1 protein-coding gene is annotated in these 727 nt (G+C 58.0%); it reads right to left on the bottom strand.

The annotated features are described in order from the left end of the window. Positions 1 to 29: 29 nt before the first annotated feature. A partial coding sequence (locus B1964_RS27945) for an IS3 family transposase (protein ID WP_139765918.1) occupies positions 30 to 727 on the bottom strand: 698 nt, incomplete at its 5' end.

Genomic DNA, 727 nt, shown 5'->3' with positions numbered 1-727 from the left:
TGTGGTTACCCCCGTTTGCCGGACATCGGTTAAGCGGCTTCGGTAGCCGCCTGGTCAATCATGTTGCGTTCGAATGTCACCGGGTCAAGGTAGCCCAGCGAGCTGTGTCGTCTCCTGCGGTTGTACACCTGATCGATCCAGCGGGACACCGCGACGATGGCCTCCAGGTGAGTGTCGAACTCCCGCCGATCGTAGAACTCGGTCTTCAACGTCGACCAGAAACTTTCCTGCTGAGCGTTGTCCCAACACACCCCGGTCCTGCCCACCGAGAGCCGCACTTTCAGGTCGTCAGCGACCTGCGCCATCTGCTCAGAGGTGTACTGACAGCCCCTGTCGGCATGGAAAATGACCTGATCGGTCGACCCGGTCTCCGGCTCCCGAAACATCACCGCATTCCGTAACGCCGTGTCCACGATATCAGTGTGCAGAGTATCAGAGAATGCGTAGCCAAGTACCCGACGCGAACACCCATCCCGCACCGCACACAAATACAACCAACCATCACTCGTTGTACGCAAATACGTGATATCAGACGTCCACACCGTATTCAACACTCCGCGATCGAACTCACGACCCACAAGATCCGGGATCGCATGCGGATTCTGATCCGCGATCGTCGTCACAGGAGTCCACGGACGCGGACTGATACCGGCAATACCGTTGGAACGCATCAACTTAGCCACAGTCTTCACAGACACCACCTCGCCGGAATCCCGCAGATCGGCGG

Origin of the sequence: Gordonia sp. i37 (genome assembly GCF_002043085.1) — a bacterium.
Classification (GTDB): domain Bacteria; phylum Actinomycetota; class Actinomycetes; order Mycobacteriales; family Mycobacteriaceae; genus Gordonia; species Gordonia polyisoprenivorans.
The sequence above is the reverse complement of the archived record's forward strand: the minus strand, read 5'-3'. Positions and strand labels throughout refer to the sequence as shown.